The sequence below is a fragment of the Paraclostridium benzoelyticum genome (assembly GCF_001006285.1).
GTDB classification, from domain to species: domain Bacteria; phylum Bacillota; class Clostridia; order Peptostreptococcales; family Peptostreptococcaceae; genus Paraclostridium; species Paraclostridium benzoelyticum.
In genome coordinates this window covers 1-2,353 of sequence record NZ_LBBT01000100.1, presented here as the reverse complement: position 1 = coordinate 2,353, position 2,353 = coordinate 1, and the positions used below count along the sequence as shown (strand labels likewise).

The following is a 2,353-nucleotide window of genomic DNA, read 5'->3' as shown; positions in this document are numbered from 1 at the left end:
AAATAGAAAAACATACTTAAATATTTAAGTATGTTTTTCTATTTATCAAGCCTTGCATGAACAACCATCCGAGCATTATCAAACTCATAACTACACGTAGATAGAGTTAAGATCTTATCTTCTGAATCAACATTTACTAAAGATTTAAATAAAGAATCTTTTTTTATTTTATTAAAAAAATTATTAAAATCTTCCTTAGAATCAAATGAAGTTTTATTGTAAATATTGCTAGAATCAGTTACATAAGCAGAGAAAATTGTATAGTTTAAAATATTACCATTAGATTCAGATATAGAGATAGTCTTATGCTTTGTAAAAAACTTTTCATCTTTAAATTTTTTTAGTTGGCCAAACATCGTTCCATTTCTCATACTATGCCCATAAAGCACGGTATTAGAATCATTAAACTTGTCGTTTTGAAAATCTAAGAATATAGATCCTGACTCTAGATAATTTTTATCCATATCTTTGTTTAAATAGAACTCATTATTACTTGATTGAACTATTGGATAGTGAATATTTGTACCACCTACATCTAACCATCCTCTATAGTCTTTATTTATATATGACAAATCTACTGAATTATTATTATTTTGTTGTGATTCTTTAATTTTGTAAAGTTTATAATATGCTTTATCAGCTTTACTATACTGCATAAATTTACTTATTATTTTATAAGAACTAAATAACAATATAATTAAAAGTATTAAGTTTACTAACCATCGTATCTTTTTCATTTTTAAATTATCCTTATACATTAAGTTTATATATTTTGAAATCTATATCTTTTTTATATTATATACGGCTTTATTTCCAACAATATCATATATAGTTAAGTATAAAGGCAAATTACTTATTTTTACAACAACAATACCTTTATCTTTATCTATTGATTGGATGTTTAAAGCTTTTTCATTAGAATCTTTTAAATAAATCTTATTAAAATCTATTCCACTACTAGAATCCTTTAAGCTAAAAATAATTTTATCACTATCATATGTGTAGTTTATAATATTTGGGGATTCTGTATCTATACAATTAATTTTAAATTCCTTAATTAAAGTAGAGTGTTGTTTAAAGTTTACAAATACCTTATAATACCCATTTTTAGTGATTTTAAATCTATAAGTATACTGATCTACATAGCTACCCAAGATTTTTTCAGAATTACCAAGTTTAATATACAAATCATTTACTAGAGACTTATCCTTTACTTGAATATCTACTAAAACTGGAGTATTTGTAATTTTAGATGTATCACTTATTGATATATTTATAGTATCTAATAAATTAGATTTAGAAGATACATTATCTACATTTAAAAAATCATATTTGTTGATTTTATAAATACCTAGAACAGAAGTAGATACCACTATTGAGGTAGTTAGTGAAACTGCCATAGTTTTCGACATACCTTGTTTATGGTTAATTTTGAATTTAAAACTTTTACCTATATTAAAATGAGACTTATATAATACATTTCCCAAAATATTTTTTGAGGAATTTAAATTCAGTAAGTTTTCATTAGATGTCTTTTTAAAGAATGAAAATAGCATAAATCCATAAATTTTTCTATTATCTTTTCTTTCTTCAGAATATAATTTATATAAATTTTTCTTTGCATTACTTAGTCTACTTTTTACAGTACCTTCAGAAATGTTTAAAACATATGAAATCTCAGAAATTTTTAAATCATCGAAGTATTTTAAAATCAAGATTGTTGAATGTATAGATGAAAGCTTATTAATTAAATTCATCAATTCGCAATTACTTTCTTTTAGAATATATGATTCAATAGGGTCAACACCCTTTGAATTATCACTTAGCGTAGGTAAAACACACTTCGAATAAACCTCTCCAATTTTTTTTACCTTGGAAAGCTCTTTAATGCAATAGTTGTATGTAATTTTATTTATCCATGCTATAAATAGTTTAGGAGATTCTAACTTATCAAGTGACTTTAGAACAATCAAAAATACTTCTTGTACGGCATCTTCTGCCATAGACTTATCTTTTAAAATACTTAAAGATAGGAAATAAACCTTTTGATAAGTTAAAGAATATAAATCTGAAAAAGCTTGAGAGTCTCCATTTTTACATTTAGATACAAGTTTACTTATTTTTAAATACTTTAAGCTACTCAATTATCAAATGTCCTCCTAATATTAATTTAAAATCTAATTAATATTAAACATAATACCATAATTGTAGACATGAAAGTAAAATTTTAGATAAAATATTTAATGAGTACAAATTTAGATATTAAAAGAGATCTGACTTGGATTTTATAAGATATATCAAGATTTTAACAAAAAATAATAAAAGGTTATGAAAAGTTTAAAAAGTTCACAAC

Annotated in this window: 2 protein-coding genes; both read right to left on the bottom strand. The window is 23.2% G+C overall.

Going from position 1 to position 2,353, the window contains the following annotated elements:
- Positions 1-38 precede the first annotated feature (38 nt).
- Positions 39-737: a class B sortase gene (gene srtB, locus VN21_RS04520; RefSeq protein WP_046822248.1), complete on the bottom strand. Its 699-nt coding sequence runs from the start codon at positions 735-737 to the stop codon at positions 39-41.
- Between the two features lie 42 nt (positions 738-779).
- Positions 780-2,144, bottom strand: coding sequence for an RNA polymerase sigma factor (locus tag VN21_RS04515; RefSeq protein WP_046822247.1), 1,365 nt, complete (start codon positions 2,142-2,144; stop codon positions 780-782).
- Between the last annotated feature and the right edge of the window lie 209 nt (positions 2,145-2,353).